This window comes from Pseudomonas sp. SDO5532_S415 (assembly GCF_054071155.1).
Genome location: NZ_JBSVWS010000208.1, coordinates 1 through 8,595, shown reverse-complemented (window position 1 = coordinate 8,595; position 8,595 = coordinate 1). Strand labels below are relative to the sequence as shown.

Here is an 8,595-nt window from a genome sequence, read left to right as displayed (position 1 = left end):
CTGTGGGAGCGAGCCTGCTCGCGAAGGACGTCAACGATAACGCGCCCTGTCTGGAGGATCGCGCTGTCTGGGCGTTCATCGCGAGCAAGCATTGCTCCAGGGGTACGACTGCACCCGCTAAAATCAGGTTGGCTGCCAGACCGTCTTCGCGAGCAGGCTCGCTCCCACAAGAGGATCGCGGACAAGCATGCAATCAGGTCGGCTACTAGGCCGCCTCGCTTTTTGCTTTTGCGGTGGACGCCACCCCACGCCCTGAGCCTGTCCGTCAACCTGTGACGACCTCCATCGGCGCTTCTCCAAGTGACTCGCCGTAAAAGCGAAACCCTAAGCGGCCGTTACCGAAGCATTGGATATACACCCGATCCAATCCATCTGCACACCCAAAGCACCCACCACAAGCAAAAAAACTTCAAAGACACAGGTAGGGTTTTCCCGCGCTCGTGGCGGCTAGTCAGTACAGCCCTCACTTTCCAAGGAACACCGTCCATGAAGCACCGCCGGCCTTTGCCACTGTCCGCCCTCGCCGCCAGCCTGTTGCTCGCCCTCGGGGCAACGGCTCACGCGCAGGAAAAGGTTGAACTTGACCTGCCGGGCACCCGCCTGGACAAGGCGCTCAATGCGCTATCACGGCAATTGTCGGTGCAGATTATCTTTGCCAGCGACATCACGCTTGGCAAAACCACCAAGGCGCTCAAGGGCAGCTACACGCCACAGCAGGCCCTGGCGCAATTGCTCGACCACAGCGGCCTGAAAACCCAGGTGCGCGACGAGCACACCTTCGTCATCGTCCCGGCTCAAACACCGGAGCCCGTCGCCATCAAGCCCGCCGAAGTCGAGTACATCGCCCCCATGGTGATCCGTGGCGATGTGCTCGGCGGCGCGACCGACCCGGAAGTCCTCGCCTACGCCGGCAGCCGTTCGATGGTCAAGGAAGCCGACCTGCATAAAGCCAGCGTGCGTGGCGTGGACGATGCGCTGCAACGGGTACCGAGCGTAAAGATCTTCGATGAAACAGGCACCGGCGCCCTGCCGCAGATTTCCGTGCGCGGCCTGTATGAAAGCCGCAGCGGCCGGGTGCAGGCCTTGTCCGATGGCATTCCCCTGGCCCTGGCGCCTTATGGCCAGACCGGTTTGTCGCTGTTCCCGGTGACCCTGGCCACGGTCGACCGCATCGATGTCGTGCGCGGTGGTGCTGCCGTGCAATACGGCCCGAACAACGTCGGCGGGGTGATCAACTTCATCAGCAAGCCGATCCCCAAGGAGTGGGAAACCACCCTGCAGGAGCGCACCACCTTCAACGCCGGCGGCCACCAGCTGTGGGACACCTACCTCGGCACCGGCGGCTATCTGACCGACAATTTCGGCCTGCAACTGGACCTCAACACCCTCAACGGCGACACCGCCCGCGAACATTCCGACAGCGATATCCAGAACTATCGCCTGCGCGGCCAATGGAACATCGACGATGACCGCGACCTGAGCTTCGGCGTGCAGCGCTACCAGGCCGACATGGACCTGGCCGGTGCGCTGAGCGTCAAGGACTACAAGGACGATCCGCGCCAGTCGACCCGGCCGCTGGACCGTTTCGAAGGCGACACCGACCGGGTCTGGGGCACGTACACGCAACAGCTCGGCGCCATCGGGCCGTTCGACTCGGTGGAGTTCAGCTGGACGAATTTCGCCCACAACAGCTACCGCAATTTCGTGGTCGGCCTGCCCTTCACCCCGGACGGCGCGGCAGTGACCAGGCAGGACGGCCCGCGGGACTTCAAGGTCTGGGGCAGCGAACCGCGCCTGAGCATGAGCATCGACGGCGACCGACTCAGCCAGACCTGGTTGCTGGGGGCGCGTTACGTGCGTGAAGACATCGACTACAAGGTCAACCGGCAAAGCCTGGCCACGGGCAAGACCACGCCGTTCCGCGACTGGACCTTCGACGACGAGGCCAAGGCGTTTTACCTCAGCAACGCCATCGGCCTGTTCGACAACCGCCTGACCATCACCCCGGGCGTGCGTTATGAAAACGCGACCATGAACTACGACGACGGCATCACCGGTTTCCAACACGAGAACAAGTCCGAGGAATGGCTGCCGGGCCTGACCGTTGGCTTCCAGGCCAGCGATGACTGGTTCGTCTATGCCAACGCGCAAAAATCCCTGCGCCCGCCGCAGGTCACGCAGATCGTCAAGGAAGGCGACGTCGGCGCCGAACTGGCCTGGAACTATGAAACGGGCGTGCGTTACACGCCGTGGCAAGGTTTGCGCGTGGACTTCGGTGTGTACCGCATCGATTTCAGCGACCAGATCGTTTACAACGCCACCACCGACCGCTTCGTCAACCTCGGCAGCACCCGTCACCAGGGCATCGAAACCGAAGTGTTCTGGACCCCGTCGGCGCTGCCCGATCTGGACCTGCACGCCAGCTACGCCTACCTCGATGCCAGGCAGCGCAACGGCGATTTCAAGGACAACGAGGTACCGTACGCCTCGCGTAATCAATTCAATATCGATGGCCGTTACCGCTTCGCCGAACACTGGACCTACAGCCTCGACGGCCTGTTCGTCAGCAGCGCCTACACCGATGCCGCCAATTCCGGTGACGAAGACGCGACCGCATCCGTGGGCAAGCTCCCGGCCTATTGGGTGTGGAATACCGCGATAGAACGGGAATTCAAGCTGCAGGACCACAGCACCCTGACCGCCTCGGCCGGGGTCAGCAACCTGTTCAACCGCGAGTATTACTTCCGTGGCATCGACACCAGCCCATGGGGTCGCCAACCGGCGCCGGAACGCTCGTTGACCCTGGGCCTGAACTATCGGTTTTAATCACTCGACTGACAACATCCAACTGTGGGAGCGAGCCGGCTCCGGGCGGCGTTCCGACGAAAGCGGTGGGTCAGTCAACATGAATGCTGGATGGGATGACCTCTTCGCGAGCAGGCTCGCTCCCACAGGATGCACGGTGCTTACTGGCTTTTTATCGATTTGAACCTACGCTCTTTTCGCGGGGACACCACTTTTGCGGAGCCGTCGGGGGACGGTTTCCGGGTACCGACACCATGCAGAAAAAAGTATCTGCTCTGCCCGTCGTAGCCCTTCTCGCCTTGTGCTGTCAGCACGCCTGGGCTGGCGGCATCATGCTCTACGAAATCGGCACCGATAACGCCGGCCTGGCGAACGCCGGTGCCGCAGCACGCGCCCAGGGTCCATCCACCATTGCCAGCAATCCGGCCGGTATGAGTTACCTGGCGGGTACGCAGATCACCGGTGGCTTGCAGGTGCTCTACGGCAACCTCAAATTCGATCGCGACGATGACACCAACGTCGCGGGCAGCGGCAGTGGCAATGCCCTCGATCCAATGCCTGGCGGCAGTTTTTTCATCAGCCATGAACTGGATGATCACTGGAGCGTGGGCTTCGGCCAATACGGCGATTTCGGCCTGGCGGTCAATTACGACAACGAATGGTCCGGGCGTTACTTCGCGCAGAATTCCAGCCTGCTCGGACTGTCGTTGGTGCCGAGCGTGGCTTACCGTTTCAATGAGCAATGGTCGGTAGGCGTCGGCGTCAAGGCCATGTACGGCATGCTGCAAGCCCAGACCGCCATTGACCGTTCACCGTTCGGCTTCACCGACCGCAGCGACGGCCAGTTCAAATATAAGGACAAGGATTGGGGCTTCGGCGCGAACGTGGGGGTGATCTATGCCCCGCAGCCCGGCACCCGCATTGGCCTGGCCTACACCAGCAAGCTCGATCTGGAGTTCGAGGACGGTCTCGACGTCAAGGGCGACGGCCCGTTGTTACGACGCCTGGACGGCACCCAGACCCAACTCGACATGACAGTCCCGCAAACTGTCACCTTGAGCCTGTTCCAGCAACTGGACCGGCAGTGGGCCTTGCTCGCCTCGGTCAACTGGCAGGACTGGTCAGAATTCGGCGAGATCGCCGTCCAGGTCGACACGTCGGCCAACGATGCCCGCTCGACCACCGTCGACGCCAACTACAAAGACACCTGGCACCTGTCGCTCGGCGCGCAATTTCAGGCCACCCCGCAATTGTTGTGGAACTTCGGCGTGGCTTACGACAGCAGCGCCGTGTCGGACGGCGACCGCACCTTCACCGTGCCCATGGCCGAATCCTGGCGGCTGGCGACAGGCGCCACCTATGCACTGAACAAGGACACTGACGTCAACGTCAGTTGGGCCATGGTCTGGCTCGGCGACATGCCGGTGGACCAGACCAAGTCTGCATCGGGCAATCGAACTTCCGGTCAGTTCGACAATGCCTGGATTCAAGCCGTGACCGGGAACATGACCTGGCGTTTCTGATCGCCCGCTAACGAAAACGACTGATCCAAGGAGCACACCGCATCATGAACCTGTCCCGAAATTTGCTCGTCGGCGCCGCACTGACCGGACTGCTGCTCAGTGGTTGTACCTCGAAAGTCACCGAACGGGAGCAGTACTCCGGCTTCCTGCCCAACTACAACAACCTGCAAGAAGTCACGACCCCCAGCGGCGGAACGGCGATGCGCTGGGTGAGTCCGTCGTGGAACCCCAATGCCTATGACACCGTGGTGTTCAACCGGCTGGAACTCTATCCGGCGCCCAAGCCCGATGAGCGCGTCAACCGGCAGACGCTCACGGATATTCAGAACTACATGACCAACAAGGCCAAAGCCACGCTGGGGCAGAAATACCGCGTGGTCACCAGCGCAAGCGCCGCACCGGCCGGCTCGAAAACCTTGATCATGCGCGCGGCCATCACCGGCGTCAGTGCCTCGAACGAAGGCATGAAATGGTATGAAGTGGTGCCCATCGCCGCCGTGGTCGGGGCGACCCAGGCAGCCACCGGTCACCGGGACCAGGACACCGAGCTGTTCATCGAAGCCGAGTTCATCGACACGAAAAACAACCAGACCGTGGCCAAGGTCGTGCGCAAGGTATTCGGCAAGCAGCTCTCGAACGAAAGCCAGAAAATCACCGCCCAGGATTTCAAGGCGGCCATCGACAAACTGGGGACTGACTTCCAGGCGTTTATCCACTAACACTGGCCGTAGATTGATGTGGCGAGCGAGCTTGCTCGCGTTGGGCTGCGCAGCAGCCCCAAAAAACGGTTCGCAATGACCGGTTTTGGCGACTGCTACGCAGTCGAACGCGAGCAAGCTCGCTCGCCACATTGGGGGTGTGTGATCAGGCCTTTTTCATCCCGACCCGCCGTCGCATCTCGGCGGTGATCGTCTGCCTCGTTTTCTTCATGTCCGCCCAGGGGCCGTCGCCCACTTCCGCCAGGCGTTCATGCACGTTGTGCACGTTCCACTGATTGCCGCCCTTGAGCTCGGTCACCTCTTCACGAAAGATCGGCACCGACACCGGCAGTCCCTCCCGGGTGCGCACGGCGTAGGCGCAGATGGTGGTGGCGCCCAGCCCGTTGCGCAGGTAATCGATGAAGATCCGCCCGACCCGGTTCTTCGGGCCCGATACCGCGGAAAAACGCTCCGGCAGCATCTTCGCCATATGGCTGACAATCCCGTGGCTGAAGTCCTTGACCTCATCCCAGCCGAGTTTGCGGGTCAGCGGCACCACCAGGTGAATGCCTTTGCCGCCGCTGGTCTTGAGAAACGCCTTGAGCCCCAGTTCATCAAGCACCGACAAGGTCAATTGAGTGGCCTCGATCATGCGTTTCCACGGCAGCGCCGGGTCCGGGTCCAGGTCGAGGACGAAGCGGTCGGGTTTGTCGAGCTTGTCCGAAGTAGCGTTCCAGGTGTGCAACTCCACGGTACTCATCTGGACCGCGCCAACCAGGGCTTTGGCATTGTTGATGACCATCATCGGCTGGCCCGTGAGCGCCTGGTCCAGGGTAGTGATGCCGGGGATGGCCAGGCGCTCGGCGTTTTTCTGGAAAAACAGCTCACCGGCAATGCCATCCGGCGCGCGCACCAATGCCACCGGACGATCCTTGAGCTGCGGCAGAATCCACTCGGCGACGCTGGCGTAATATTCCGCCAGTTGCACTTTGGTGGTGCCGCTGCTGGCGTCGATGACCCGGTCCGGGTGAGTGATGCGTACCTTGCCCGCGGCCAGACCGAGTTGCGAAGGTGCAGGTTCGGCTTTCTTTTGCGTTGCGACAGGCGTGGATGCGGCGCGTTTTTTTGCAGGGGAAGTTTTCACGGCAATCGGACGCTCCTCGGTAATATCTTTGGCAGGTTTGTCTTCGCGCAGGCCATGGAACACCGCATGACGCACCGAGCCCTCCTTGGTCATTTCGGCAAAGGCCACTTCCGCCAGCAGGCTGGGCTTGAGCCAATGCACACCTCTGACTTCAGCACCGTCGGGGGGATTGGCGACCGCCGGTTTCTTCGTCTGCAACGGTTTGAGTTGCTCATGAATGCTGCCCAGAGTGGCCTCGGTGAAGCCGGTGCCGACCTTGCCCGCGTAACGCAACTCGCCGCTGTCACGGTCGTGCAAGCCCAGCAGTAAGGCCCCGAAGGCACTGCGCGAGCCCTTGGGATCAGTGAAGCCGACGATGACGAATTCCTGCCGATGCTTGCACTTGAGCTTGATCCAGTCGCCGCTGCGCCGGGACACATAAGGCGAACCCAGGCGCTTGCCGATCAGCCCTTCCATGCGCATCTGACAGGCACTGTTGAGCAAGGCCTGCGGGTCTTCGCCGAAGCTGTCGGAGAAGCGCAGCAATGGATCCTGACTGGCTTTGAGCACCGTCGCCAGCGCCGCCCGGCGCTCTTCGACCGGCACCTCGCGCAGGTCCACGCCGTTGAGGTAGGGCAAGTCGAAGAGGTAATAGAGGATGCTGCCGCTGCGACCGGCGTCGAAGGCATTCTGCAGTGCCTGGAAGTCGGGCACGCCCTGCTCGTCGGCCACCACCATTTCGCCGTCGAGCCAGGCCGACTCCAGCCCCAGTCCTGCCAGCGCCTTGGCCTGGCCGGGAAGTTTGTGAGTCCAGTCGTGGCCGTTGCGGGTGAAGAGTCTGACCTCGTCGTGGTCGATGCGCGCCATGATCCGGTAGCCGTCGAACTTGACCTCATAACTCCACTGGCCGTCCGGGGCCTTTTCCACCAATGTCGCCAGTTCCGGCTTGATCTGAACCGGCAATCTGGCCTTGTGTGCACCCGTGAGTGGTGCAGACTTTTCGTTGCGTGCCGGGGCAGCCGGCTTTTTCACCGCCTTGGGTCGGGTGGACTTGCCGGCCTTCGGTGCCTTGGCCACGATAGAACGATCGCTGAGCACGCTGTTCGGCTCGGCGGCGACCACGTCGTAGTCCTCTTCGGGTCGGGCGGCGCCGTCCTGATGCTTGATCAGGAACCATTGTTCCTGCTTGCCCGGCATGTGCGTGCGCACCAGATTCCACAAGCCGGCAAGTTTTTCGCCTTGCAGTTCGAACTTGAGCCGGCCCTTGGCGTATGCCTTGGCCGGGTCGTCCTGGGGGATCCACACGCCACGGTCCCAGACAATTACGTCGCCGGCGCCGTAATGTCCTTCGGGAATGCTGCCTTCGAACGTGGCGTAGTCCATCGGATGGTCTTCGACATGCACCGCCAGGCGCTTGACCTTGGGGTCCAGCGACGGCCCCTTTGGCACCGCCCAGCTCTTGAGCGCGCCATCGAGTTCCAGGCGAAAGTCATAATGCAAGCGCGAAGCGTCGTGCTTCTGGATGCAAAATTGCAAGGCATGATCCTTGGCGTTTTTCCTGCCTGTGCGTTTGACGGCGGCCGGCTCTGACGTCGCCGAAAAATCGCGCATGCGGTTGTAGTCGTCCAGGTCCTTGTTCATGGCTCACCCTGATCGCTGCAGGACGCGCAATCAGCGCGTCTCTCCCTCAGCAGAGCGAGCCGTGTGCGTAAAAATTCCATTGACGGTGAAACCGCCCGGACAGACGGCCCCGGCGTGCGGCTTCCGGCGGACCTTCAAGGGCATACAATCAGCGGGTGCCGCTTCATCCCCGGAGAGCAATCATGCGCACGACTCACGTCATCGAAGTCCCCCCGGAACCCTATAGCGTCGTCGGCGAGGCAATTACGGTCCTGGCCGGCGGGGATCTGAGCAAACCCTTTGAAATGCATATTCAGGAAGGCGTGCAAGGGGGCGGCCCACCACCGCACTTTCATCCGTGGGATGAAGCGTTTTACGTGGTGGACGGCCAGGTTCAAGTAACGGTCGAGGGCAAATCCACCACCGTCTCGGCCGGGGGTTATGTGCATATCCCTGCCGGGGCGATCCATGCCTACAAGAACATCAGCACCACCGCGAAGATGATCGGCGTGGTCTCCGATCCGCGTGGCGGGCAGTTTTTTGCGGCGATGGACCGGTTCAAGGTGCCTGAGGATCTGGCCCGGATACTTGAAGTCGCCGAGAGCTTTGGTGTGACCTTTCTGGTGCCAAAACCATCAGGTTGACCGCGTTGTGGGAGCGGGCTTGCCCGCGATAGCGGACTGACCGTCGGCATTGATACCGGATGTGCCGGCCTCTTCGCGAGCAGGCTCGCTCCCACAGGGTTTTGCTCACACCACAGCCCCATTGTGAGAGCGGGCTTGCCCGCGATAGCGGACTGACCGTCGGCATTGATACCGGATGTGCC

5 protein-coding genes are annotated in these 8,595 nt (G+C 61.8%); 4 read left to right on the top strand and 1 reads right to left on the bottom strand.

What is annotated here, in order from left to right:
* The first annotated feature begins 486 nt into the window (after positions 1-486).
* The 3 genes from ACW9HW_RS27005 to ACW9HW_RS26995 all read left to right on the top strand — a co-directional run bounded on the left by ACW9HW_RS27005 (position 487) and on the right by ACW9HW_RS26995 (position 5,047).
* Positions 487-2,826, top strand: coding sequence for a TonB-dependent siderophore receptor (locus ACW9HW_RS27005; protein WP_457402358.1), 2,340 nt, complete (start codon positions 487-489; stop codon positions 2,824-2,826).
* A 233-nt stretch (positions 2,827-3,059) separates the two neighbouring features.
* A complete protein-coding gene (locus tag ACW9HW_RS27000; protein ID WP_457402356.1) occupies positions 3,060-4,328 on the top strand; it encodes an OmpP1/FadL family transporter in 1,269 nt (422 codons plus the stop codon).
* Positions 4,329-4,372: 44 nt separating this feature from the next.
* Entirely contained in the window at positions 4,373-5,047 is a 675-nt protein-coding gene (locus tag ACW9HW_RS26995; protein ID WP_095193522.1) for a DUF3313 domain-containing protein, read from the top strand.
* A 145-nt stretch (positions 5,048-5,192) separates the two neighbouring features.
* Here ACW9HW_RS26995 and ligD read toward each other — a convergent pair whose 3' ends face one another.
* Positions 5,193-7,790, bottom strand: a complete 2,598-nt coding sequence (gene ligD, locus ACW9HW_RS26990; RefSeq protein ID WP_457402354.1) for a DNA ligase D — start codon at positions 7,788-7,790, stop codon at positions 5,193-5,195.
* A gap of 182 nt (positions 7,791-7,972) precedes the next feature.
* Here ligD and ACW9HW_RS26985 point away from each other — a divergent pair, with 182 nt between their 5' ends.
* Positions 7,973-8,413: a cupin domain-containing protein gene (locus ACW9HW_RS26985; protein WP_457402352.1), complete on the top strand. Its 441-nt coding sequence runs from the start codon at positions 7,973-7,975 to the stop codon at positions 8,411-8,413.
* The last annotated feature ends 182 nt before the right edge of the window (positions 8,414-8,595 follow it).